Origin of the sequence: Paenibacillus radicibacter (genome assembly GCF_024721995.1) — a bacterium.
Taxonomy (GTDB): Bacteria; Bacillota; Bacilli; order Paenibacillales; family NBRC-103111; genus Paenibacillus_AM; species Paenibacillus_AM radicibacter.
In genome coordinates, this window is record NZ_JANQBC010000010.1 from 216,246 (window position 1) to 242,663 (window position 26,418).

The 26,418-nt window shown below is 40.4% G+C and carries 14 protein-coding genes; 11 read left to right on the forward strand and 3 right to left on the reverse strand.

Annotated features, from left to right (window positions below; genetic code table 11):
• Positions 1 to 92: 92 nt before the first annotated feature.
• Together NV379_RS18805 and NV379_RS18810 are read left to right on the forward strand one after the other, a co-directional pair.
• Positions 93 to 818, forward strand: a complete 726-nt coding sequence (locus NV379_RS18805) for an ABC transporter ATP-binding protein (protein WP_258208880.1) — start codon at positions 93 to 95, stop codon at positions 816 to 818.
• Positions 811 to 2,475 carry a putative ABC transporter permease subunit gene (locus NV379_RS18810; RefSeq protein ID WP_258208881.1) on the forward strand — a complete coding sequence of 555 codons (1,665 nt, stop codon included), beginning with the start codon at positions 811 to 813 and terminating at the stop codon, positions 2,473 to 2,475. Before NV379_RS18805 ends, NV379_RS18810 begins: the two co-directional genes overlap by 8 nt.
• 65 nt (positions 2,476 to 2,540) lie before the next feature.
• Here the strand turns inward: NV379_RS18810 and NV379_RS18815 are convergent, their stop codons facing one another.
• A complete protein-coding gene (locus NV379_RS18815) occupies positions 2,541 to 4,298 on the reverse strand; it encodes a hypothetical protein (RefSeq protein WP_258208882.1) in 1,758 nt (585 codons plus the stop codon).
• 15 nt (positions 4,299 to 4,313) lie between these two features.
• Positions 4,314 to 5,252 carry a hypothetical protein gene (locus tag NV379_RS18820; RefSeq protein WP_258208883.1) on the reverse strand — a complete coding sequence of 313 codons (939 nt, stop codon included), beginning with the start codon at positions 5,250 to 5,252 and terminating at the stop codon, positions 4,314 to 4,316.
• A 283-nt stretch (positions 5,253 to 5,535) separates the two neighbouring features.
• Between NV379_RS18820 and NV379_RS18825 the strand changes: the two genes are divergently transcribed.
• From NV379_RS18825 to NV379_RS18855, 7 genes are all read left to right on the forward strand, one after another.
• On the forward strand, positions 5,536 to 7,311 hold the full coding sequence (locus tag NV379_RS18825; RefSeq protein ID WP_258208884.1) for a vWA domain-containing protein: 1,776 nt from the start codon (positions 5,536 to 5,538) through the stop codon (positions 7,309 to 7,311).
• A gap of 18 nt (positions 7,312 to 7,329) precedes the next feature.
• Positions 7,330 to 10,719, forward strand: a complete 3,390-nt coding sequence (locus NV379_RS18830) for a tubulin-like doman-containing protein (protein WP_258208885.1) — start codon at positions 7,330 to 7,332, stop codon at positions 10,717 to 10,719.
• Positions 10,720 to 11,003: 284 nt separating this feature from the next.
• Complete coding sequence (locus tag NV379_RS18835) at positions 11,004 to 13,352, forward strand: hypothetical protein (RefSeq protein WP_258208886.1); 2,349 nt, start codon at positions 11,004 to 11,006, stop codon at positions 13,350 to 13,352.
• Between the two features lie 39 nt (positions 13,353 to 13,391).
• Positions 13,392 to 14,654, forward strand: coding sequence for a vWA domain-containing protein (locus NV379_RS18840; RefSeq protein WP_258208887.1), 1,263 nt, complete (start codon positions 13,392 to 13,394; stop codon positions 14,652 to 14,654).
• A 41-nt stretch (positions 14,655 to 14,695) separates the two neighbouring features.
• Positions 14,696 to 15,331 (forward strand): hypothetical protein, encoded by a 636-nt coding sequence (locus NV379_RS18845; protein WP_258208888.1) that lies wholly within the window; start codon positions 14,696 to 14,698, stop codon positions 15,329 to 15,331.
• 13 nt (positions 15,332 to 15,344) lie between these two features.
• On the forward strand, positions 15,345 to 16,610 hold the full coding sequence (locus tag NV379_RS18850) for a TRAFAC clade GTPase domain-containing protein (protein WP_258208889.1): 1,266 nt from the start codon (positions 15,345 to 15,347) through the stop codon (positions 16,608 to 16,610).
• Positions 16,610 to 19,528 carry a GAP1-N2 domain-containing protein gene (locus NV379_RS18855; RefSeq protein WP_258208890.1) on the forward strand — a complete coding sequence of 973 codons (2,919 nt, stop codon included), beginning with the start codon at positions 16,610 to 16,612 and terminating at the stop codon, positions 19,526 to 19,528. The genes NV379_RS18850 and NV379_RS18855 overlap by 1 nt, the downstream gene beginning before the upstream one ends.
• A 109-nt stretch (positions 19,529 to 19,637) precedes the next feature.
• Here the strand turns inward: NV379_RS18855 and NV379_RS18860 are convergent, their stop codons facing one another.
• Positions 19,638 to 20,816, reverse strand: coding sequence for a DNA cytosine methyltransferase (locus tag NV379_RS18860; RefSeq protein ID WP_258208891.1), 1,179 nt, complete (start codon positions 20,814 to 20,816; stop codon positions 19,638 to 19,640).
• Positions 20,817 to 21,001: 185 nt separating this feature from the next.
• On the opposite strand from NV379_RS18860, the gene NV379_RS18865 reads away from it, so the two are divergent.
• Together NV379_RS18865 and NV379_RS18870 are read left to right on the forward strand one after the other, a co-directional pair.
• Positions 21,002 to 24,121, forward strand: a complete 3,120-nt coding sequence (locus tag NV379_RS18865) for an ATP-binding protein (RefSeq protein ID WP_258208892.1) — start codon at positions 21,002 to 21,004, stop codon at positions 24,119 to 24,121.
• Between the two features lie 6 nt (positions 24,122 to 24,127).
• Positions 24,128 to 26,017 carry a response regulator receiver domain gene (locus tag NV379_RS18870; RefSeq protein ID WP_258208893.1) on the forward strand — a complete coding sequence of 630 codons (1,890 nt, stop codon included), beginning with the start codon at positions 24,128 to 24,130 and terminating at the stop codon, positions 26,015 to 26,017.
• Positions 26,018 to 26,418: the final 401 nt, after the last annotated feature.

The following is a 26,418-nucleotide window of genomic DNA, read 5'->3' on the forward strand; positions in this document are numbered from 1 at the left end:
GAATGATAATCAATACTCATCTTGGGATTAGCTATGTCATTGACACAACTGGATGATTTTGTAATGATGAGAGCTAGAGGGGGATGAGAATATTGATCGAAATATCGAATGTATCCAAAACGTACGGCGGCACATTAAAAGCAGTAAACAATATTAGCTTGAACATCGCTAAGGGAGAGATTTTTGGTTTTTTAGGACCTAACGGTGCTGGTAAGACGACGACGATTAAGATGATCACAGGTATTGCTCAACCTGACCAAGGAACAATACTCATGAACAATATCAATATGCAAGAAGCTCCATTACAAGCGAAGAAGCAGTTCGGCTATGTACCGGATAGCCCAGATGTTTTTCTGCGACTAAAGGGTTTAGAATATTTGAATTTTATGGCGGATATGTATGACGTATCGAAGGAAGATCGGACAGAGCGTATCAACATGCTGGCCAATCGCTTTGAGATGATGCATGCATTGTCGGACCCGATTCAGAGCTATTCCCACGGGATGCGTCAGAAGATTGTCATTATGGGGGTACTCGTCCATGACCCGTCGGTGTGGATTCTGGATGAACCACTAACAGGGCTTGATCCAAAGTCTTCCTATACGTTAAAAGAAATGATGCGTGAGCATGCGAATGCAGGTAAGACCGTATTCTTCTCCACGCACGTGTTAGAAGTTGCCGAGAAAGTATGTGATCGCGTTGCGATTATTAATAAAGGGGCTATTCAATTTTGCGGGACGTTCAAAGAGATCCAAGAGCATTTCAAATCGAATGAATCGCTCGAGAAAATTTTCTTGGAGTTGACGGAAAATGAATAAAACATGGATTCTTGCACGCATGTTGCTGAAGAACGGCAGTGGTAAATCAGGCAAACTTGGCAAGACTAAATTAGGTAGCACTGGTCTCATGATTCTGATCGGTCTAGCCTTCATTCCCGTTTGCTTGATCATATCCAAATTAGTAGGAGCGCTGTATGATGCGCTTGTACCGATTGGGCAGGAAGGAATGCTACTGGGGTTAGCGTTGTCCATCATAAGTGCAGTTATATTTGTATTCGGTATTTTCTATGTCATAAATGTGTTCTATTTCTCACAGGATACAGATCACTTACTGCCTTTACCACTCAAGCCATCCCAAATCTTATCCGCTAAATTTATCGTCACCCTGCTGTATGAATACTTAACAGAGCTATTCTTGCTCATGCCGATTCTCATTACTTATGGAGTTAAGAGCGGAGCAGGTATGATGTTCTACTTGTATACCGTACTTATATTCTTTGCGCTTCCATTGCTTCCACTTGTCGCAGCTTCGATTATTGCCATGATCGTGATGCGATTTAGCAGTATTGCGAAGAATAAGGATCGCTTCCGTATGATTGGTGGGATCATTGCTGTCGTTGTGGGGATTGGGACGAACCTCTTCTTCCAGCAATATGCTCGTCGAAATATGGATCCTGCGAAATTACAGGAGATGCTGATGGAGCAGAACAATTCGATGCTCGGTACGATATCGAGTATGTTTCCAAGTGTGAAGCTGGGTGCGAATGCATTACTAAATGAAGCTTCGCTAAGTGGTCTAGCATATATCGTATTGTTTATGGTTGTATCCGTACTTGTGTATCTTCTCTTCATTTGGCTAGGAGAGAAGTTTTATTTCAAAGGTGTCATGGGGATTTCTGAATCTACGGCAAAACGTCGCAAGGTCACACGAGAGCAGTTAGATAAAAGCACGAAAAGCAGTTCCGCGCTTCAAGCTTATTTCATGAAAGAGCTGAGAACGCTGATGCGGACGCCGATCTTTTTCATTAACTGCATTCTCATGTGTTTCCTTTGGCCGGTCTTTCTCTTGATTCCTTTTCTGACGCAAATGAACGGTTTATCCGATTTGAGTAGTTTCGGTACGATGTTCCAAGATGAACAGATGAGCGGGATCATCTTAGCGATTGCCTTTGCAGCGGGCTTTATTATTGCGGCAGGTAATTCGATTACATCGACTTCCATATCACGTGAAGGAACACAGTTATATGTAATTCAGTATTTACCGGTTTCTACGATGAAGTTCATTCTGGCCAAAGTGTTAGTAGGTGTTATGTTCTCACTCCTAAGTGTCGTGCTTATGTTAATTGTTGGTGTGGCGTTATTCCATATCCCATTTGTAACAGCCATTCTTATACTGGTGCTAACCATACCGAGCGTGCTGTTCGGTAATATAGTGGGTATGCTCATCGATTTGCGTTCACCGAAGCTCAATTGGGACAATGAACAGAAAGCCGTGAAGCAGAATATGAATGCATTTCTTAGCATCCTTGCGAATTTTTTGGTTGCGGCGAGTGTGTTTATTGCGGCGTGGCAGCTCGATCTACCAGTGATGACTGAGGCGATTGGATTGTTCGTACTGTTTGCCATCATCAATTTCTTTATGTACAAATGGCTTTCGTCAGTGGGTCCAAAATGGCTGGAGGAAGCAGGTAACTAATAAAACCACCAAGCGATTCGTTATGGGAATCGTTTGGTGGTTTAGTTGTGTTGTTACGTATTAATCTATTGTTCTAGATTCGTACTATCGATCGTATAGACAGTAATCCATTCACCATCTAGCTTGGTGAGACGCTTATCGGTATAAGTACCTGTAACAACGGCTTGCCCAAGCTTAAATGGGAAATTACCTCGAATGAGGATGACAGCGTTGCTTGTTTGAACATAAGCAATAGATCCATTTACGGATGTAATCTCGCATGACAGTCGTACAGTCGAACCGGTTAGCAATGAGGGAAGTTGGCCTGCTGTGACGTCTTGCACAGCAGATACAGCATGCGAGAACACGTAACGATTCTCGACTTCCAAGTATTCATAATAAGCTTGTCTACCAGCACCTTCACCTATTGGGTTATCTACGATCAGTACCCCTTGGCGATCTTGGGTATAGCCATCTGCTTCGATATCCAGAATGATACGCAGGGTTGTTGATACCACTTCGTACGCGATGAATCTTGACTTGCGATTACTCCCTTTCGCTTCGAGGAGTAGCACTGGAAAGTTACTCATACCCAGTTGATTCGTAAATTGGAGTGATTGTATATTCGTAATTCCATTTATTGACGTTTCAGCTTTATCGATCGATCCGTCTCCCAGTAAGCGTGCCATGATAAGCGTCTGGTTATCGGCAATTCCGAAGGCAACCATTTTAACGCCATTTGTACCCTTCATACTGGTTACTTTGGAGAATATAGCATCTGAACTCGTCGCTTTACGTAGTAATTGATTCGGATCAGATTCCAACGAGTGCTCTTCGACTTTACGAACTTCTTCGGAAGTGCTCTGGTAGCTGTCAAGAATGCCATATAGCTCGATAGCCTCTGCGAACTTTTTCGATGAGACTAGCTGCTCGGCACGGGTGAATTGACTACGGATGGATGTCTGAATGTACGTGTTAACTTTGGATTTCGTATTAAAAATCGCTGGTGAACTCTGATATTTTTTCGCATTAATAATAAATGTCTTGAGATCATTCTGCTTCAATTGTGCAGCAAGTGTACGCTGTATATACGATTCTAACTTCGGTAGCAACCATTCCGCTTGTATTTCGTTAGTATTGTATAAGGACCGAATTCGTGCAACCTCATTGATAATCTCTTCGAACGATTTGGCTTGAGCAAGGTTATCTAGACGCGCGTCATCGTAGGCTTTGGATGCATCGGTAAGTTCCTTCTTCTTTGCTTTTTCATTGGTAAAAAAGGCAGTCGGAATTTGCCACAGATAGAGAATAGGCGTATCACTGTCGAACGTTTTCGTAGAAACGTTAGTCTTTATTTGCTTCATCAGTGCGGCTTTTACATTCGTGAATGATTCCTTGAGTTGCGCTTCGATCTTGTAGAGCGCTTCCGACTCCTCGAAAAGCTTACGAGACGCTTCATCCTTCGAGGTATATGATCCTTTAGTCGTCTGATAATGGTTATGCACCTTTACTAAGCTCTGCACGTCATTTACTTGCGTTGCGGCCTTGAGATCAGCATCTAGCGCCATGAATCCTCGCTTGAGCTCTGTAACAGGACGGAGGACTTCAAGTGCATCAGTAATCTCTTGATTCTTGTAGTCGAATAGACGCATATTAGAAGCTTCGAGATAGCGATCTTCCGCCTCAAGTATATTTCCTGCTGCATGCTGCTCGGCTGCTTGGTTATAGAGGTTTATTTTGAGAAAGCTGTAATAGCATTTATAACCAGCAAGACCGAGCATAAGGATGAGAACAATGAGAGCAAGGATTCGGTAAAGATTGGAGCGTCGGTACATGGATGCCATGTTGGCTTCATCCCCCTATAATAATCCCTGAAAATCAGGGTCCGAGTCATATCTATTCTTCACAATATCTTTGACTTTGTTATAGAGCAGAGGAGAATCACTTGAACTTCCTTGTAGCAGCTGGCAGAGGCGTAGTAAGCGATCTTTAGGGAAATCTTCGATATGCCCGAAGATCAGTTCCTGATAACGGATGACGTAACTCTTCACACGCAAGGCTGCACTTGCAACGAGCGCAACGGTTTCTCGTCCTTCTGGCATTAATTCGATCGCAACTCGATATTTCAGTACGTACTCGATGGCATCACGCTTGATGAGTTGTGGATTCACTTTGCTTACGCCATTCAAATAACGGACGAAATTCTCGTTAAAATCAATAGGAATAAGGGTCTGGAGCTCAAGATCCATATCTTTACGAAGAATAAAATGATCCAAGCACATGAGCTTGAGCACTTTCACTTGATTGCCATTGATGAGATAACTGATTTCACGTAACTTTTCATAAGCGAGCTGATAATCTTTGTTCTTTAAGTTCTCAGCAGCGTCTTCGACGTCTAATATGATCCCTTCACGAATGGCTTTATTTTCACGGATCAGCAGTTGATCTAAGGTTTTCTTTTCCATTAAGGTGGAATATCGCTTCGTTAGCCAGATGAACAGGGCAAGAAGCACAAGACTGGCTAGTATTGAAATTATCATCATCTGTAGGGTTCTTGATAGGAAGAAAGTTCCGATACCAATACTCAAGAGAATACATATATCTCGCAAGAACTGATTGCGATGGATGGACTTTACAATGTGCTGGAGTGGGACGAACTTGCCTTCTTGTCCACATTTGAGACAGTGATCATCCCATAATACCGAATAGTTACCACAACTTTTACAGTACTTTAAGCGTTCAAATGTATAACGAGTTCGTGTACTTTTGCGAAATTGAATGGCGAGTTTCTTACTCATTGCGACCCCCACTATTCAGTAGATTAAAAAATTCCGAATCAATGGTTTCTAGTTTTTTTTCATTTTTACGGCTTGTGTGAATACGCATCCAGTAAATAAATACAAACAAGGCGATCATAGCGATTCCAATATAGGTTAACATACGCATCCCCTTCCATAATCTAGCATAGTGGCATTCCCAGTAGAAAAAAGTTAATATATGTTAGTAGGTATAGAGCACTAATCATACAACAATTTACATCGTTCTTATGTTTTCTACATTCTGTTTGGAGGAATCGATACAATGAATAATAACATAATCAAGGGGCGCTTGCTTCCTATGCTCCTAGTCATCGTGCTACTTTTCACACAACCTTTAGCGATGACTGTTGCTGCGACAAATAGTGACACGAAGATTGATGCGGTATTGTCAGTTGACGTTAGCAGCTCGATGGACAAGAGTGACGTGAATAAAATTAGCTATGAGGCGATGAAGTTGTTCGTCGATATGGCTTCGGTTCAAGGGGATAAGATAGGGATCATTGCCTATACGGATCAAATTCTACGTGAGAAAGCGCTGCTTAAGATTAACAGTGCACAAGATAAGAAGGATCTGAAGACGTTCATCGATCAATTGACGAGAGGTCCCTATACGGATATTGCTGTCGGTGTTAGTGAAGCGGTTAAAGTATTAGAGTCGGGTCGGGAGCAAGGACATGTCCCTATGATTGTCTTGCTGTCGGACGGTAACAACTCACTAAATACAGGCAAAAAGCAGGAACAATCCGATAAAGAATTAGAACAAGCTTTGCAACAAGCGAAGGCGAATGGCATCCCGATCTATACGATTGGACTAAATGCCGATGGGAAGCTAAATAAAAGTGTACTCGAGCGCATCTCAAGCGAAACGAACGGGAAAATGTTCGAGACGAGTTCAGCCGATGATTTACCACAAATATTAAGTGAAATTTATGCAAGCCATTTGAAGTTGAAGGTCGTACCTCTTACAGGCTTTACAGCGAGCGGTGCTTTTCAAGAAGTGAAAGTAAATATTCCGAATTCCAGTGTACTAGAAGCGAATATCTCCATTATGTCGAATAAGCCTGTGGAAGTGAAGCTTGTGGATCCAGTTGGGGTCGAGCAGAAGATTCCTTCGGATCAGATTGTATATTCAGCATCTAACGCCTATTCACTTGTCAAAATATTAAAGCCTACGCAAGGTGAATGGACACTCAAGGTTAAAGGTGTTCCTCAAGAGAAAATCGATATCAATTTAATTTATAACTACGATCTGCAGGTGTCGATGGAAGTTCCTTCGTCTATATCTGTTAAGCCTGGAGATACGGTGCCAATTAAAGCCCATCTAGAATCGAACGGACAGAAGGTCACAGATACAGAACTGTACAAGAACGCGAAGGCGTCACTGCTCGTTACAGACTTGGATACGAAGAAGACAGAGGAAATCCCCCTAACGGTGTCTGATCAAGGCATCACGGGTTCAGTGAAGCTAGCAGAAGCACATGAATATGATCTGAAGGTAAAGGTCGAAGATACGAATTATGTGCGCGAGTCGCAATCTGTGAAAATTTCTGCCAAGCCGGGCGGAGCGACTACTACACCTGCACCAGGTAACAAGGCTGACGAGGCAAAAGATGTGAACTGGATAGCACGAATCGGGTGGATTGTCGGTGCTGTCGTGTTGCTGGCTGCTGCATGTGTCGGATTTATTTTCTGGAAAAAGGCGAATAAAGGCTTCTTCGGTCAGATGATCGTGGAGATTAAGGACGAGGATACTGGTGAACGAACAACGCCGCAATATAAGAAGTTAAATGGATTCAAGGGTCAATGCCAGCTTCACCAATTGCTTCAGATGGCACCTGAATTTGCAGAGACGAAACAGATCGTCTTTAAGCCAGGCGCAGGCGATACAGTAGTCTTGTATAACCAATCAAGCTGTGTCATTGAAAAAGGTGGTCGTGTATTCGATGCAACCCAAGGAAAGCAATTAAATAATAAAGATCGCATCCGAATTACACTTCAGAACGTAAATAAATCAATCACGATTGAATATATCAAATAGGGCAATGGGGGAATTGCAATGAAAGCAGTAGTCAGAGAGCATATTCAACAGCTAGATGTTTCGTTAGGCGGAGGCATTATTAGCGATAAAATTCGGGTTGATACGATTGATAATCCGATGCTCGTTATTGGACTAGGCGGAACAGGGATTGATGCCTTGCTTCGTCTGAAGTACCAGATCAATCGTCGATTCAAGTTGCCTGAGGATCCTTTTACGAAGAAGAAAAAAGAGAAGCCGAATAATATCGAGTTTCTAGCTTTAGAGACGAATGAACATGACCGTAACAAGAAATATAAAGGAATTGGTCTTGATCCATTGACTGAATTCGTGCTGTTGTCCAACGCAGAGATCGGCAGTTTGCTGCAGAACCGTAGTCTGCTTGAACCTTATATTAAAGATTGGTTATCGCCAGAGCTGACGATCACAGATGGCATCAATGGTGCGTCTGGGGTTAGACAAGCGGGACGTTTACTGTTATTCACGAAGATCGTACAGGTTGTTCAGACAATTGAGCGGAAGATCAAGACGTTGTCCGTGGGTACGAATAAGAAGCTGAATGTGTTCTTGCTTACAGGTTTGTCTGGTGGTACGGGTAGTGGTTGTTTCCTTGATATCGCTTATATCTTGCGAGGTATTATTGAACGGGATTACGGCGCTGCTGGTGTTGATAAGGTGAATGTGCTCGGTTATTTGTTCACACCCGATGTGAATTTAGCGAATAAAAGCTTGACGGAACATTCACGTGAATACATTAAGAAGAATGGCTATGCGGCACTTAAAGAGTTGGATTACTGGATGAATGTCGATGAGCGTAATGATCGTTTTAAACAAAGATATGCGAGCATCTTGGACGTCAATTCGCCTATGCCGCCATTTAATCTAGCGCACCTGATCTCGGCAACGAACTTAGAAGGTAAGCAGCTTGAGAATGCCTATGATTACTGCATGAACGTAACGGCAGAGAATATTACGAACTTTATGGCGAGCGAAGATAAGAACTCGGGTGAAGAGTTCGCGATCCACGATTATATCAGCAACATTCGCACGAATATTAATCAAATGCCGAAGACATATGCGGCTAATTATCAATACAACATTCTAGGGGCATCCTCTGCGGTTCTGCCGATTGAGGAGATGACGACTTACCTCGCTTTCCGAGTGTTCAAGCGGATGGAGAAGATGTTCGATGCGGGACCTACGCAAGAAGAAGTGGAGAAGCTGGCACATAAGCTTGGTATTGATCCGGATTCGATGCATCGGAAGTTCGATGAGCGAGTTGCAGAGCCGATTCCAGGTTACGAGAATAGCGAGCGAATGAGCTATACGAACGTGATTAAACAACAGGTTGTGAATCTGGACACGGAGCTTGAGCAGAGTTTCCTATCACGCGCGCGAGAGGAATATATTAAATGCCGCAAGCAGCTGCCTGGGGAAGTGAAGGAATTATTCTCCGAACAGGTTACGAAGATTTTCAAGAATCCGGAGCAAGGACCGTTCTACGTGTCACGGATTATTTTGCAAGATAAAGGATTCTGTCTATTAAAGCTCATATCTTCTTATATCGAAGCGTTAAAAGAGGACTTGTACCGCATTCCACGTGACATTGAGGCGGCTGAAGAAAGTTCCTTGCAGAAATTAGGCGATGCGCGCAGTGCATTCATCTCGAAGGATCGTAAGAAGGACGCTTATATCGAAGCGAAGATTCAAGAGTACTTCTTGCATGCAGATCAAGAACGTATGGAGCAAATGATCGAGTTCTATGAGGATTTATACAGCTTAATCAATCAAGAAAACTCGCGCATTTATCAGTTGTTTACAGAGCTACTGAACGAACTGAATAAGATCTTCGAGAAGAATGGCAATATCTTAACGAATGGTCAGGAAGAGACGGATCATAAAGGTAATCGCACGTATTACTGGAACGTTGTAAGTGTGCCTGATCTTGCGAAGTTAATTGGCGATGAGACGGATGAGAAGAACGTAGATGAATTAATCCGTGATTTCACCAACGAATTGCTGCTGAAGTCGAATCAGTGGATCAAGGAACAGGAAGTCGATGTAATCAGTTCGATTTCGGAGTTCTTAACGGATCACTTCGGAGACTTGATTACGAAGTCGATGGAAGAGTATCTGGTCATTAAATATGGCTTGGAAGATTCTATTGAGAAGTTGGTTGAGAACAAGATTGCGAATCGTCTATATGAAGAAGCGAAGCCAGTATTCCATTTGAGCAACAGCTCCGGTCACTTTAACTTCCCATCATGGGGATTCGTGTCTGTGCCGGTGAATGCTCCGAATATTTTTAAAGGGATTCGTAATTTCCAAGATCATGCGATCGCGAACTCCCGATTTACGATTAAGGAAAGTGAAGTGAAGAACCGGATATTCTGGCTCAACACGCAGAACGGGATTCCGCTCTTCCTCTATACGCCACTGAAAGTGTATGAGACAAGCTACGAGAACACGATTCTAGAGCCAGAAGGTATCGGTCGCCATCTCGTGCAGACAGATAAGATCAACTGGACGTACTTACCGTCGCCAATTCCTGAGCAATCATGGGGTGAAACGTACGATAATGCGCGGGTGAAGCAATACAATTCCGGTGTACGTCAGTTGTTTAGTGACATGTTGAATAAACGCCGTATTCGTGAAAAAGGTTCCGACGTCACGACCGTAAATCGCTATGAGTGTATTTTTACAAAGCATTTCGATGTTGAAAAATATTTGGACACGTACAACTTCCAACTTGCTTCACAAAAGCCGAATTTAGGCGAATTACAGCGCTGTGTGAATGAGCTTAAGATGATGGTAGAGCAGGGGCTTGAGGTACAAAGTACGAAGGACATTTTCGGAAGTGTAAATGAAGATATGGCCAAGGAAAACCTCATTCGCTCGCCAGAGTTATTGAAACAGGTGAAAGACGAGTGGGCTAAATACGATCAGATTGAACGTAAAATTGTTGAGCTAGAGCAATTGCTAGATACGCATAAAGGCGAGGAAAAGCTGATGCATCTATTCGTTGAAGCGATGTATACCGGTACAATTGCGAAGAAGGGTGCTCTATACGTATACGATCATGAAACAGATGAAGATCCATGGGATACGTTCGTGAACCTCATGCAGGTGAATAAATTCGTCGAATACGAGATTTATAGCCAAATTCGTAAGTTAGACGAGAAGAAGAGAAGCTTGCTCGAACGTAAGGCTGCCAAGCGTAGCCAGCAATTAACAGCGTCTAGCGATATCAGCGGATTGGTTACGGTACTACAAGACATGGCAGGGGCATATCAAGATGCGAAGACAGCTCTAGATTATGACCGTGTCGAGTGGGAGAACGGGGAAGAGATGTATCAGTTCTACAAATTAGTGTCAGGTAAAGTAAGCGATATGGTGAAAAGCTTGAAGTAAGACGGTGAAATAAGGGATCAACCTCACAATTAGTGGTTGAACGTGCACAAGTAGCGGAGGAGACGAAACGTTCTGTAGGAGCGAAGCGTTCGCCTTTGAAATCGTGAAACTACCATAAAATAAATTAAGAATTCACGATTGAGACAGCGACCGGAAGAATGATTCGTCTCCATAGCGGTCTCTGTGCGCAGTCAAGAACTGTTTTCGGTTTTGAGCCGAAATGAGATCATGAAATAAAACAACCTTCGCCTTGCCAAGACGAGTTGAAAAGGAGTGCTTGAAGCATGCGGGAGCGATTACTCTCCTTCGCAAATGAATATGCGACGGATATGGACAACATGGGAAATGATATAGATGAGTTGCGCAGCATCAACCATCCACTTGTTTTTCTCTTTCTCGGCGATCAGTCGGAGGAGGCACTGCGCCAAGTACACGCATTGAATCAGAAGAAGTGGAACAATAGTAGAGGTGTGGTCTATCTCCATGTCGGCACGAAACAAGTGGATGCCCAAGAGAATGTTTATTCTTGGGCTTTGCCTGTTCATCATTCAGATAAGAAAACCGTTCGAGCTGACATGTACAAGGAATTCTACTTGGATGAAGCGAAGCTGCTGGAGCTGAATGTGACTTTGCGGAAGATGAACAGTCGGATGGCTGAATTCGGACGCATGTATACGAACATGCAGCGCTTAAATATTGCGGTTATCACACAAGTCGATGACCCGTCTAATGTATTGTTGCCCGAGTTCACCGTGCTCATGAAGACGATCTTTGGGGAACATTTCCGCTCAGTACTAATCGATGTGTACAGTTTGATGGAGGAGAAGCAAGTCGAAGAGACATTTGCCTTCTCCTCTTCGCTCGGTGTGAGCTTTTTACGGGAGATGGACTTGTACCAAAGTCGAACGTATGCATTTAATGGCATGCTGCAGGTAACCGGAGAAGGGATCAAGATGCCGGTTTCACACGCCCATGCCCCGCTCTTTGATATGGTGTATTTCTTGAGTGATAAAGACGAGCGAGGGATTTATGCAAGAGATGGGATGCAGCGCGCCTATGAGATGATCTGTAACATTAATTTTTTGAAGAATAAAAAGATGCTTCAAGAGATCGATCCACAGCATGGTGATTACAACAATCAACAGTTTAAGCAGAATATGATGCCTCCAGATGCAGACGGCAGATGTTATGTATCAGCAGGTTATTCCAAGGTGAAACGTCCGAATGAAGCGATTGCTCTGACGGTACTCTATCACGGCTACCGGAGAGTCATGCAACACCTGAAAGATAACAGTAAATTAGATCGCTCGAAAGTGCTCGAGATGTTAGAGTTGGAGTCAGAGCGATCCGATGCGCATATTCGCGTGCTGATGACGGAACCTGCGAAGGCAATCGAAGGGATGTATGGGCTGCTCTACAACAATGTATCGCTGTCAGAGTTAAAGACGATGACACTCAGGCAAGCGGAGATTGCCTTATATGGCAATCACGCGCAATCCTTTTTCGAGATGAATGTGGTACGGCGGGTTGAAGCGGGGTTCTTACAGCAAGATTATACAAGAGTGCTCGAGCGACATTTTGAAGAGCGGATCATGGCAAATCCCTTGTATGGGTACTATAGCGGACATCGATGGACTTCAGATACCGAAGGAAACAGCGTAGTCACTCTGCTTCGTGAACAAGTGAAAGAGACGGAAGTGCTACTTGCACAAAGTGAGCTCGAGCTTGAACAGAAGTATGAGCAGCAGGTCGATGTACAAGCGAATACGCAATTGTCCTTATGGAATCGCATTACGAAGCAAGTCCCAATGAGAAACATTGTACGTCATATACTTGATGAAATCAGCGAATTGAAGCTGGATATTGTATTTGTGACAATGAAGTTGAAGCTCTTGAAACTATACTTGCACAAGTTAGAAGAGCTACACGAGAAGATGACGGTTTACGTGGAGCGATTCGATCAATTAGAGAAGGTGCTTCAAGAGTCGAGTCGCTGCAGTATATCGGATGCGAATGATTACTTGGGTCGGAATATTAATGAGTACTACGAACATGTAGTTCATGAGATTTTAACAGAGTTAGAAGAGCGCAGAGGTGCTCAGTACTATTGGGATGAACCTTATTTCGGCAACATCTCGAAGCTATTGAAGCATGGTGAGGATCGAGTTGTGGAACGTTTCATTACCATGATTCGCAAAGATGTGCTGGCGCACTCGCTATTCGCACAATCGTTCGAGGATGAATTGCTGGAGAGAGCTAATGTAGCTGCCAGCTATGACAATCGAGATGTACTTTCGAAAGAAGATCTCTATCGAGACTTGTATGCGACCTTAGAGAATGAAGCGGCAATCGGCGCGGACGTGTATCGTTCGACTCACCGACATCGTTACGAAGAAAAGTATGTGTTTGGCGATTTTCATAGTGAATTTGTTCAATACGTGTTCGCTATTGATGCTGGCAGTCGGATCTATAAGCTTGGATGCGTGCATGAGAGGAAGCCTAGTGGTATTGAAAAGTTGAATCTGATGGGTGGTTTCCAGATGGAAGACCTGATGTATTACCGTAATGGCAAGGTGTATTACGATACTTATGTACAGAATGGTTACGCGTTCCATGGAATTGAGATTGTGTAGAAAGTGGGGAATACGGTGAAACAGCGCAAATGGCACGGAATGCTAACATTATTCAGCCTTGTAGGTGGAGTGTTAGGTTTTATCGTGGGGGAAATTATGCTGAATCAGTGGGGAGGGACGATGCACAATACGCTGCTGATGGGTTTATATTATGGTCAGTTCGCGTTAATTGTCGGCCTAAGCTGTCTGCTGTCTGAAGTGATCTCACCTGAACTGAACGGGAACGGTTGGAAATTCCGTTATGCAAGTGACGGTTGGAAATTACTTATTCCAAGTACGCTCATCCTGTTATTTGTAGCAGGTGCATTATTCCAATTCCTATACAGTGTTCAATATGCCAAAAAGGAAGTCGTGCAGGATTATATCGTGATACTCGATAAGTCTGAGAGCATGAGGGAAAGCGATCCGGGCAAGCAAAGTATCAAAGCAGCGCAGTCGTTAATTGAGAAGCTGGACGATACGAATCGAGTGGCATTGTATACGTTCAATGAAGAAACACAGTTGATATTTCCCCTAACAAGAACGGCAGATGCAAGCACGAAGTCAGAGCTTGTTCATAAGCTTAGTGCAATGGAAGAACCTATTGGAAAAACGGATATTGGCAAGGCACTCACAACAGCGATGGATGATTTGAAGAAGGATGGGGCTGCTGGGCACAGTGTGGCGGTCATCCTCATCTCAGATGGATATAGTGAAGTGAATACGTCTCAAGTGTTGTCTCCTTATGTGCACGACCATGTGCGTGTTCATACTGTTGGAATTGATGACACGCAAAAAGAAGGAAACAAGTTATTGCAACGTATTGCACAAGAGACGGGTGCTGACTTCTACGATGTGAAGCGTGCAGATCGAATTACAGATGCGTTTAACATTATTTATGATAACGGCAATCACCGTCATTTGATGAATGAACGCTTGGGGTCAACTGCGGATAGTGTGTTTTATGGGGTATTACGTGTCGTATTCATCCTAATATTAGGTATGCTATTGGGTCTATCACTTGGCATTATATTTGATAACCGTTACTTGGCGAAAAGCTTTGGTATCGGGGGAGCAATAGCAGGCTTGCTAGCAGGATTAGTGTTAGAAACAGGTTTACAAGGTGCTAGCTTTCCGATGATCTATCGGGGACTTGCTGATATCATTCTCGCTTTCGTATTGTCGTTATCGACCTTGATCGTAGCGGTTCCAGAGCGAGGATCGAATACGGGGTTACGCACGGGATGGAAGGATCGTGGAGGGCAAGAGAAGAGTGTTGCACGAAGCCGAGACGATCGGCCGAGTGGTAGACGATTCCGCTAATTGTAGCGTTATGTACAGACATCAATAGGAGGCTGATTTGTTTGCAATGGGAACAATTTAGCGAGCCGTATGGCATCACAAGGGTTGCGTATCAATTGCAGGATGGGGAGTGTATTCTCACTTGGCAGTGGCCGAAGGATGTGGACTACGTCTATATCTATAGCTTTAATGAGTCGCAAGAGCTTCGAGCAGAGCAATTAGGGTCAGGGCAATTGAAGCTATTCACCCGTGAGGAATATAAGGCAAGTAACGGATATAGAGAGCGTATCGATTACATTGGTATGCATGGATATCGAATTTTCCCTTGTGTTAGGCGTGATGGTCAGTTAAGCGTACTGACGCAAGAGGATGAGCATAATCGGATCCGAGTAAATGGAGGAAGAGCGAAGATTCGTTACTCGATCCAATACGGGAATAAGCTTTTTCGTAAATTTAAGACCGTTCGTATTCAAATATTTTGCGAGATTCAAGTTCCACAGGAAGTGCTCTGTTATGTGAAAAAGACAGGTAGTAATCCAACAAATTTTGAGGATGGCTACGCTTATCCGTTCATGGGGGATTTTCAAGTAGGGAGGAGTGTCCTACCTGAAATTGAGATTGGCAAGGACGAATATATTCGGTTGTTTTTTGCCGAAGGCAAGCGGTATGGCGAGTTGTACGAACTCATATGTGAATGAGGGAGGAATTGAAGTGCTTAATTTTATTAAAGGTTTACTTGAGAAAAAACCACCAGCTAAAGAAAGACCACCTTATTACAGCATTGTGTGTCCTTTCTGCTTCAGTAAATTCGAACCAGAAGAAGTCGTATTCAGGGCGAATCATATTAAAGACAATGATGATGATTTCATGCTGCAGGAAGATCTGAAACTGAACAATTGGCGTCGTAAGTTCAATTTATCCCAAGTGGACATGGAAGCGATTATCGAACCGCATACCATTCCGGAGCAGAATCAAGTTTATTCCCACAATGTACTGGTTGCTGTTAGCGACCGTTATGGTGTAGAGACGAAGCGTCGTCTATGCCCACAATGTCATAATGAACTTCCGATCTCAGCAGGTAAAGTGCCGAGTAACATCATCTCAATCGTCGGTGCTTCTCAAGTCGGGAAATCCGTCTATATGACGTCGCTCATTCATACGTTGCAGCATACGACAGCTTCGAACTTCAATGCGGCATGTATACCGCTGAGTGCGGAGATTAGCCGGAAGTTCAGACAGAATTACCACGAGCCGATCTTTGAGCGGGGGAGCATGCTGCAATCGACGAATCCGAATGAGCAGCAGGAACCATTTATTTTCCAATTCGTATTCAAGGATCCGGATCAAGCACCACTTACACTCGTATTCTTCGATGTAGCAGGTGAAGGCATGGTAGAGCGAGAGTATATCGATATTTATGCGTCACATATTAAGAATTCATCGGGTATCTTGTTCCTCGTTGATCCCCTGCAAATTCGCAGCATTCGGGATCGCATTCATATTAAGCTGGGTGAAGAGGAAGGTGAATTCGCGAATCGTTACGACGAACCTCGTGAAGTCGTGATCAGCCTCTTCGAGAACTTTATCGCCCATCAGCATAATAGTAAGACAAACATCCCAACTGCAATCGTGTTAACGAAAAGTGATATGCTCCAGTATTTAAAAGAGGAAGACAGCGAATACATTCAATCTAATAGCAACGTGTTCCGCAATGTGGTTCACAAGGGCTTCTTGAATCAGACCGAATTTGAGAACATTAACGGCGAGATTAGCCGATTCATTGAAAAAGTAGATCGTCCATTTAAAGATGCGGTCGATGTATACTTCACGAATACCGCGTATTTTTCCGTATCTGCACTAGGAACGAACCCGATCAATAAACAGGTCACAGGAGTCATTAACCCGACTCGTGTCGACGAGCCATTCATCTGGCTGCTCCATGAACTGGATTATGTGGAGAAGAGAGAGGCATTGTGATGAGCGGAAGACACATTCAGCAACAGTATTTTACCCGTGATCGGGAGGGTATCTTTCGCACGAGCGAAGGCTTCGATACGGTTGCTAAGTCAGCAGGTTTAGACAACAATTTTATTAAATCAGTCTTGCATCCTTACTGTGTGTATAAAGCACCACAGGAGCTCCTTACTAGAAGTGAGCCGAACAGCGATTTGTATCCAGAGTCACTCGTTTCTTTTCAAACAGATAATGGGGAGCTTGTTATTGGTCGTAGTATCTATGTCGAATCGGATTTCACGGGTCAGCGTAGTGCATCGTTCACACATCAATTCATTATTCCCGGGGAAATGAAGGAAGCTTTCATACGTGAGCCGAACCGACTGTTTCGTATTCGGGGTTTCCAGAGTCGTTATGATATTCAAGATGGCAAGACGATTCCAGAGCTGACGGATGTTCCATATGACTCTAATTATCGGGAGGAACTACTAGATCAGGTGCTTGAAGATCTGGGATTCGATTCAGAGATCTTTGAGCAGCTCTTACATGCAGTGATGGCGTCTGCGACGAATAAGAGGAAGGTCTATATCGCGCTGGATACGGACGTGTCGGTAAGTGCGATGATGGCGAAGCAGTTGCTCGAAATCGTCTATCGTTGTCTTCCTTATGCGTACAGACGACAGCTCGGATTCATGACATTCAATAGTGAGCCTGAAGCGAAACAGAACCTGCATATCCTATTCGTTGAAAAAGGAAGCTTACGCTCCCCAGATCGCAGGATCGACAAGGATTACGTGTTCGATCTGCCGAATCAACGATTTGTGAATGTGGATCTGCCAAGTAACGATCATTCGTTCCTAGAGTTTATATGGAAATACCGCAATGAAAGTGGGCAGCTTGGGCGGTTTTTCGATTTTGCCGATGAAGCCTTGCAAGGGTTATCTGGTGCCGTTGAACTTGCAACTTCGACCTACGATGAGCTCTGCACCTTGTATCAAATTGAGCAAGGCAATGAAATCTTGTACACGCATAACCGTGCAGGTGTGATGAACGGAATTTTGACCTATTTGACAAAAGAGACAGTGGCGTACAAACAACGCTTGCAAGCGTTGTTCATCAGCTTGTTACGCAGAGATGCAATGGATGCAAAGAGCACGCCAAGTGCCATTTACGTGAAAAGCCTGCTGCAATATGACAGAATGGCTAATCAAGGCGAGAAGGCTTTTCTCATTAACTGTTTAGTCGTATTCATTAATCGAATTATGGGTCGTCCAGAAGAAGGCGTGAACCATGCGGCTAAGATTTTTGACCAATTGGTACAGCATGAGTCGATGTTCGGTATGGTCATGAGAGAGCTTAGGAAGCAAGCTACCCCTGCCGCAGAAGATTACATCGCGTACCGAATGGACAAGATTAGTTCGGTGAATGAGTTGATCGATGAGATTCGGTTCTGGCTTACACATGCGGATGAAGTCGTGTCGATGCCTTTCTTCACGAATGAAGTGTTTGACAAGACCAAGCAGTTACTTAAGCCACTTAAGAATACGTCTGATCGTATAGAAGCTGCAGGCCTACTATATCGCTTCAGTAATGAGATGATTACACGGCAAGGAAAGTCTCCTTATATTGGATTCTTAAGTGAAATGAAGCAGGTTGTCCAATACGAACTGTTAGATGACTTGAACTTGGAGCGTCTTGAATTTAACGATATCATTCACCTTAGCTTTATGATCGATTCGTTAGACCATGAGCTACTTCAGCAAGTAGACCGAGTTAAGAAGCAGCTACTGATCAATCTAAGTATTATATATCGAGTGCTGACGTTAGTGCCGAGTGAGATGACAGTTGCCGTAGAATCGTTCCAACAGCTCGGTCCTCATGAGATGGACCTTGTGCAAGAGTCGCTACAACGGATATTAGAGAAGAAAGTGGATGTGGAGCGATTCAGTCCAATTACGTTCGCTTTCTTTAGTCCAAGCAGTCAGTCGAATAATAATGAGACTCCCATATACGATTATGATCGGATGTTGCAATTTATTGCTCTGGCGACAAAGGGTACAGATACGATCTACGATTTCCTACAATGGTCGGAACGAGACTTCAGGTTCCTAAGTGACAAGGGTGGGATTCACCCGAATTACCGAGCGGCGATCAACAGATATTTTGACCGATATAGCCCGAAAGCGTTCAAGGACAAGCAAGTTAGAGAACGGCTGTTGCAGACAAGAAATCAGTCATTCACCTCCTTGTACAAAGCCATTAAGTTAAGGCAATCAGGCGCATTCGTACGATTCTTAAGTCAGAATAAGCGGAAGTTAGTAAGATCAGCGCTTATCGCAGTGCCTTTGTTAGTGGTGCTCCTTATCGTACTGTGGAATCCGCTAACTAACTTTGTTGTCAGTCTAGGACCACCGCCAGAGATTACAGTTGAAGCTCTACCGGATACGTCTACGACGAATACGCTGACCTTGAAGGCGAGTGTCGAAGGTGAAGGAGAGAAGGATAGTACCGTCAAGATGTATTTGGGCGATCAATATATATCGAGCGGTAAGCTGGAGACAACCGTTAAATTGGTTGATGGTGAGAATGTATTTGCCTTCAAAGCCGTTAACCGTGGTGGGAAGCCGTCGGAAGTGATTACGAAGAAAGTCATGTATCACGCGCCAGCACCGACACTTGTTATCGAACCAATTGCCAAGACATCCAAGACAGAAACGATATCTATATCTGTTCGAGCAGAGGATCCGAACGATTCCAGTCCGAGTATTTATGTGAATGGGATAAAGGTCGGTGAGGGGAGTATCTTTACAGATGTTCAACTCAAGGCAGGCGATAACGTGATTGAGATCAAGTCGGGTAATAAGCTTGGGAAGACGAGCGAAGTGGTTAAGAAGACTGTGAAGTACGAAGGTAAGGTCGTGGGGGCGAAGAACCCGAAGTAGGAGTTGTTGATGTAGGGGACTTGGGCAAGAGTGATGCCCGAGTCCTTTTTTTGTTGTAAAGTTAATTTTAGATATGAAAAAAAGTCCCTTAAGAGGGACTATAGTCAAATTAGCAAACTCCAACGGGGTCTGAAGGCGGGGACACAACAGGTTGTAATTTTGTTTCAATAAGGTTAGCTGTTATAGCATTTATAAATAACTTTGCTAAGTTAACTGGAACTGCATTTCCTATTTGCAAGGCTTTCTTCTCAATAGACCCGCTAAATTTGTATTTTTTAGGAAAAGTTTGTATCAATGCTGCTTCTCGTAAGCTTATAGCTCTATTTTCTGTAGGGTGTCCAAAACGACCTTTTGATAGAGATAAACAACCACAGGTGATAGTTGGAGCATAATCTTCAAAACTCATACGTCCATAGACATCACCATAACTAACATTTTTTTTCTTATGACAATCTAACCATATAGATTCTGGCCAAGAGTTCCGACTTCCTCCATTTTTAGGGGTGGCTTCTAACCTTCGGATATTTAATTCAGAGAGATTTCGAACTGTATGCAATTCATCTTCAGGATCTGTCTCTCCTGCTTCAAGTTTTCTAAGATTATGAGGTTTTAAAAATTCTCCTAGTTTTTTTGCTGGTTTTTTATCTGGCCATATATTTAATGGGGCAGATACCTGTGGGATCCCCTTTTTTGATAATGTGATAAATGCATTAGTATTTGGCAAGTCAGTTGAGTCTATTTTTTTTGCTATTAATATTAGACGCTGCCTTTTTTGAGGAACGTCATAATCAGTAGCGTTAACAATTTGGAAATTAATATGATAGGAAGGTTGAGTTTTAATTATTGGGTATCCTTCTTGATCAATATTAGATAATTTTTTTAAAAGTATATAAAAATAATTGTTGTTAATTATATTACCTACGTTTTCGAATAGAATAAATTTGGGGTGAAAGTAAGTTACTACCCTGGACACATGAAAAATTAATTTATTACGCGTGTCGTTTAATATGAAATTCTTTTTCTTAGAGTGTTTGGAGAAACCTTGACAGGGTGGTGTGGCTATTAATAAATCTAGTTCTCCGCGTTGCAAAAATACTTTTTCAAGAAATTCTTTTTTATAGATCTTTTTAATATCTTCAATGATTAAATGTGAAGAATCATGATTGTTTTGATATGTTTCAGCAATGATTGGGTCGTATTCAATTGCACATTTAATATCATAATTTTTCTTCAAAGCTACTGAAGTTCCCCCTGCACCACAAAATAAATCGACTGCCGTAAACCTCAAGGCATATTCCTCCGCATCATGTTTTCTAAATTAGTATAATTATTCTATCAAAAAATAGATATTATAACACTAATTTAATAAAAAGAAACGGAACATATTAGTTATTAAGTGATATTTTCATTGATTCTATAGTATACTTGTAAAGTATTTGGGAGTAATTGGTTGGAGTTTAAGGGGGAATATTCATGGCAAATTTTAGAACTAGAGCTCGTGCTGTTGACTTGCTGGGTAAACAACAAATTCGAGATGAAGTAACTGCGATATCTGAATTATTACGTAACTCATATGATGCAGATGCTGATGAAGGCCTAGTTGATGTGGATACAAGAAAAGAACGTATTATCATATTTGATGATGGCGATGGTATGAGTAAGAATGATATATTGAATAATTGGTTAACGTTAGGTACTTATTCAAAAAAAAACAAGGTGATAACTCAAACTAAAAAAGGTAGAACTAAAATAGGTGAAAAAGGTATTGGGAGATTAGCGATTTCTTTACTTGGTGATCAACTACTGTTATTAACCAAGAAAAAAAAGGATGTTAATAATATTAACGGAAAATGGATATTATTGTATTTACATTGGTCCTTATTTCGAAATGAGAATCTATTTCTGGAGGAAATTGAGATACCGGTAATAGAATTTAATGACTCTAGGGACTTATTACACTACTTAGTAAATAATTTTAATGATGCTAAGAGTTCTTTGCTATCTAATTTTTCGAATAAAAGCTTATGGACATCAGCTGAATATATGAAAATCATTAATGAAATTGATAATTTTGAAATTACAAAAGAAACATTATCAAAAATAAATCACATAGAAAAAAAAGGGGGGGGGACATTATTTCATATCAATAATATTGATAATACATGGGATTGGGGAAGTTTTAATGTTAATACAGAAGAAGATAATTTAGTTAGAAAAAAAAATAGGCTTAAGGGAATTTTATTTTCTTTTCAAAATTTTATTGACCTCTTTGATAAACAGCTGGAAAATGACTCCTCAGATAAGGATATAGACACAAAGGAAGAATCTAATAAAACAGATTGTTTTGTGCCAAAAATTCATATAGATGGTGTGAAAATTGAAAATAAGGATGGATTGAATGCTGATGATCTTCGCTTATTTGATTATGCTTTAAAAGGAGAGATTCGAGATAGTGAATTTATCGGTGAAGCGTATATTGGAGGAGGGGATTCTCCAGAGAGAGTACAAGTTGACAAAGAGAAATTAACTCAAGGTATGATTCTTGACAACGTTGATTGTGGACCGATCCAGATAAAATGGTTCTTTGTAGAAGGAACGCCAACCCTCTCTTGTATTCCACAGGATCAACATCAAGCATTGGCAAAAAAATTAGATGAAATAGGGGGAATATATGTTTTTCGTGATGGACTAAGAATTTTGCCTTACGGAGAACCTGATAATGATTTTCTTAATGTGGAAAAGCGAAGAAGCTTACGCGCAGGTACATATTTATTCAGTTTTAGGAGAATGTATGGTTATATTGAAATTGGTAAGAAAACAAATCCCAATTTAGAAGATAAATCAAGTCGGGAAGGGTTTATCGAAAATGGGTATTATAATCATTTTAGAACATTATTAACTAATTTATTGATTTGGTGGGCAAAAGATTATCTTGGCACTAGATCTGATAGTCCAGATGCAAGACGTGCTCAACACATATTGAAATCTAAGCAAGAAACAGGTTTACAAAAAAAGAGGGATCTTGAGAAAAAAGAAGAACAAAATTATTTTGTCAGATTAGATAAATGGATTGTAAAATTTGACGAAACAATATATAAAAATAAGCAAAAATGTAAACGTCAAATTGAGACTTTTTTGAAAAAAAAATTAACAGAGCTACACCCGGTAGACGTTAATGAGTTAGAGAAAAACTTGTCAATGGTAAAAATTGGGACAAACAAACTAATTGAGTCTCTAGATGAAATGAAATGGAAGATGAATTATAGATATGAACATATAAATGAAGTGGTAGATATAATAGAAAATTATAATGAGATAGTTGATCAATTGCAAAAAGAATTAGAGAAGGATTCAGGGGAAATTATTAAAGCATCATTAACCAAAATAAAAAAACAGTTTATATCTTTAGATTATATTAATGATAAGAAAAAAATTATTCATCAAGTTGATGAGAGAATTAATTGGTTAACTGAATCAATTAATCAAACCATCTTCGATATTGAAAAGGAAAGAAATCGCTTTTTAGAGGATTACTCAAATCGTATTCAAACAAATTTAACAAAAATAGTTTCCAAAGAAGTAAATGAAATAAAAGATAGAATATGGAGCTCCAACAATATGAAAGTAAAAATACTGTTGGAAGAATTAGTTGGGTTTAAAATGAAGTTGGATGTTCAAGATATCACGAATAAAGACATCAATACATTGAACAGAATTTTTGACCAATTTGATGAAACTAGCCTTATAGTTAGAGAACTGCAAGCCGAGTATCAGAATTCATTGAAAAAATCGGATATTCTTAATGAGTTTGATAAAATGCTAAAGAATTTTGTTTATTCATTAGAAAATAGCGAAACTTGGAATTACGACGAACACTTAATTGGGAAGTTAAAAACTGAACTAACAACATATAGAGACTTGTCTGCACTAGGATTAGCTACTGAATTAACAGATCATGAATTTAATTCTATTTACGCAAAAATTAATGAGAATTTCAATAAATTGATAAAAGCATTAGGTAAAACTGGAGTATTACCTATTTTAAATAATACAGTTTCTGCATTTAAATCATTAGAAAAATTACACGAGAGAATGAGTCCACTATATCGTCAATCCAGACATAGAAAAAAAGATATAAAAATAAGGGATTACGTAGACGGAGTATTAGATTTTTTCAGTTCAGATATTAATCGCTTTGAAATTATAATAAAAAATGATATACCACCGGAATTGACTGTTAAGGAAGTAGAAGTTGTATTTTTTGCTCCTTTTGTGAATATGATTTCTAATGCTATTTACTGGATGCTAAATCAAGAGAATAGAGAGCTATGTTTCTATGCTTCGACTGATTTTAAGCATATTTATATTCATGATACTGGTCCGGGAATTGCTGAGAAAGATTATGGTCATATTTTTGAACCATTCTTTTCCAAAAAGCTTGAAGGGAGAGGTCTAGGATTATTTTTATCAAAAGATATTTTAAACTCCAAGGGGCATGAACTATCCTTGATTTCTCGAGGAAGTGAGCTACGCTCACTAAAAGGAGCTTGTTTTTGTGTTTCTTTTAATAATAATTCTGTATTGGGAGTGTAGTGCATAATGCAATCAACAATCAATGAATCAGCCAAATCAATCGTTAAAGAATATTTTAATAATGCAATAATTATTGACGATGAGTTAGAGGTAGTAAATTTACATGTTGATACTGATTCAGATAAGCAAATTAGTGGGTCTCTAAAGCATCAGCAATTGGGAGAAGTAACAAATGAACAAATAGATTTTAGTGACTTTGAAGATGAAGATTATAATGAAGGCGACCAAATTGGTTTAAAAGAAGTAATTATTGGTGGGAAGGAAAGTGCTGCGGCAACAGTAATGACAATTGACGAATCAAAATCAATAGAAAATAAGGATGCTATAATAACACATAGCCCTTTCGAGGTTTTCTCTAATTTTATTGAGACTGGGATAGTGACATTTCCTTATAAATATAATCAGAATAAAAAAGTTGAAGAAAATATATCGAAAATAAAAAATGTTTTATCGAACACAAAAATATTAATTATTGATTGGGAAATGGAAACAAATACAGGTGTAACAAAACCGGGATATGCAACAAAGGAAATAATAAAATCACTTCTAAATCAAGAAACCGGATTGAAGTGTGCTGTTATTTATACTAAAGGTAATATTGATAATGTGTTAGAATCATTAAAACAGGAATATGAAATTGTCGATCAAGAATCATATTTTTTTCAAAACAAAAAGGAAAATGTGGATAAGGGGTGTTCGTTGTTTGGCTTTGTAATGGATAAGAAGGTTTCTCCAGATCAAATTATTAGTAAAATCGCAGAGATTTTAGTTCGAGATAAAAGCACTACTTTACATTTTATGGAATGTGCGAATAAGTTAGATAGTAATTTGCATAAAACGTTACAAAAATTCAATGCTCCCTTTGAAAAAGTATTGTTTTCGCAAATATTCACCTCGGATATCCCAAATGAAGAAATATCACCATTTATAAATAATACATTACTTTCCAATGTGATTGATGAGTTTACGATAAAATCTGACACTCATTTTTTGTTTGAATGGAAAAGAGAAAAGCTAATAATTCTATTTAACCAACCAATCATAAATAAATCAATTATTAGTGAGTTAGTAAATATATTAACCCTTACCCAAGCAAAAAAAATTATTGAAGAACAATTTCAAAAACAAGAATTCATCGATAAATTGAAAGACATAATTAAAGATTCTGAAATTAACTCATTTGAAAGTTTCAAGTTACATATAAATAATATGTGCAAAGAGTATACTCAAGGTAGCAAAAAACATAATCAGATTGTTAATGAGCTAGTATTATTTATCATGCTTCTTGACAACTTTATAAGTGAAACTAAGGAGTCTAATAGTAGTCAGTCATATATGAATTTTAAAGAGTCATATCTTGAAGAAACTGTTTTATTTACTTGGATAATGAAGTATCATAGTGTAACTTCTCAAATTCAAACAGGTACAATATTAAAACAAATAGATTCTATTAATAACAATATTACTTATTTATACTGTATCACTCCATTATGTGATATAACACGACTTGAAAATATTGGAAATAAATACAAATTTATTATTGGTACAGAAGTGAAAAATATATCAGAGAGTACTTTGAAAAATGGAAATAGTAAGGAACATTGCACTGCGGTTCCTGATATAGGTAATAAGAAGCTTATATTTGTGAAATGGAATTTTTATGACGTTAAAACAATAGATAAAGAATTAATAGAAAAAGATATTGAGCTCAAAAAAAATATGATATTAGGAACTCTCAAAATTGAATATGCACAAAACATCATAAATAGATATATTGCTTATCAATCCCGTGCAGGTGTATACGAAATGTTTTATAAAGAAACTGATTATATTTCCAATTTTATGAAAATAATAAATTCTCCATCTGAGCCTGAGGAGTCAAACACCAACACCTAGATTTAGACCTAGAAATAATTCTAGTATTACGAGTAATATACGCCAACCAAATTTAAATAAGAGTATTAGAAGTAAAATTAAAAGTTGATATAAAAGTGAGTTAGATGTTAATTAAGGGGAACGCGTTTAGAAGGATTCTATGTGGAGGCAGTTCGTCAATAAACATAAGTTGATCGTACCGTACCTTTCAAGAAGAAAACGGATGGTTGAAGCAGCATTTGTCCCCAGTGCTAAACACGACTGTTCCATTGCGGACGACGTCTATAGTCGAGGGGGAGTACATTTTGAGAAGGGATTCGTTTTGGTGTTTACCACATGTCTCTCATAGCCAAGGCGCGTATCTAACTCAGCGAACAGCATCTCTTGGGCAGTTTCGGCAAAGAGGGCTTTCAAGGCAATTT

What these genes read in the sequence shown, in the direction of transcription:
- NV379_RS18870 (WP_258208893.1), top strand. Translation starts at nt 24,128, where the DNA reads ATGCAATCAACAATCAATGAATCAGCCAAATCAATCGTTAAAGAATAT.
- NV379_RS18835 (WP_258208886.1), top strand. Translation starts at nt 11,004, where the DNA reads ATGCGGGAGCGATTACTCTCCTTCGCAAATGAATATGCGACGGATATG.
- NV379_RS18810 (WP_258208881.1), top strand. Translation starts at nt 811, where the DNA reads ATGAATAAAACATGGATTCTTGCACGCATGTTGCTGAAGAACGGCAGT.
- NV379_RS18865 (WP_258208892.1), top strand. Translation starts at nt 21,002, where the DNA reads ATGGCAAATTTTAGAACTAGAGCTCGTGCTGTTGACTTGCTGGGTAAA.
- NV379_RS18830 (WP_258208885.1), top strand. Translation starts at nt 7,330, where the DNA reads ATGAAAGCAGTAGTCAGAGAGCATATTCAACAGCTAGATGTTTCGTTA.
- NV379_RS18820 (WP_258208883.1), bottom strand. Translation starts at nt 5,252, where the DNA reads ATGAGTAAGAAACTCGCCATTCAATTTCGCAAAAGTACACGAACTCGT.
- NV379_RS18855 (WP_258208890.1), top strand. Translation starts at nt 16,610, where the DNA reads ATGAGCGGAAGACACATTCAGCAACAGTATTTTACCCGTGATCGGGAG.
- NV379_RS18825 (WP_258208884.1), top strand. Translation starts at nt 5,536, where the DNA reads ATGAATAATAACATAATCAAGGGGCGCTTGCTTCCTATGCTCCTAGTC.
- NV379_RS18840 (WP_258208887.1), top strand. Translation starts at nt 13,392, where the DNA reads ATGCTAACATTATTCAGCCTTGTAGGTGGAGTGTTAGGTTTTATCGTG.
- NV379_RS18815 (WP_258208882.1), bottom strand. Translation starts at nt 4,298, where the DNA reads ATGGCATCCATGTACCGACGCTCCAATCTTTACCGAATCCTTGCTCTC.